Source organism: Paraburkholderia sp. BR10937 (assembly GCF_040965695.1).
Lineage (GTDB): Bacteria > Pseudomonadota > Gammaproteobacteria > Burkholderiales > Burkholderiaceae > Paraburkholderia.
Map to the genome: position 1 here is coordinate 1 of NZ_JBFRCL010000172.1, position 386 is coordinate 386.

Here is a 386-nt window from a genome sequence, read left to right on the forward strand (position 1 = left end):
GATAAGCCTCGACGATCGGCAGATCGGCGGGGCTCACCACGAGCTGCGGGGAACCGGCGAGCTGCGGCTCGGCCACGAGCACTTCGCGCGCGACCGCGACGAGCGCCGTCGGGTCGTGCTGGACGTGCTGGCGCACGACCTGCTGCGCGATGTCGAGTGCGAGTTCCACGAGCGTCTCGGCCACGCCGGCCTGCGCCGTTTCGAGCGCGTCGCTAAAACGGCTGGCGAGCGCGGCGAGCTGCGCTGCCTGCGCGCGCGCCTCGGCCTGGCCCTGCTCGAAGCCCTGCTGGCGGCCCTGTTCGTGCCCGGCCTGATAGCCGAGCGCCTGGCCCGCCACGTGGCCGGAGCGCAGCCCCTCCTGGTGGGCAGCGTCGCGCAGCGCATGG

The 386-nt window shown here is 74.1% G+C and carries 1 protein-coding gene; it reads right to left on the reverse strand.

Annotated features, from left to right (window positions below; translation table 11 throughout):
• Window positions 1-386: FliH/SctL family protein (locus tag AB4Y44_RS42505; protein ID WP_368702829.1), on the reverse strand; the 386-nt coding region annotated here is incomplete at both ends.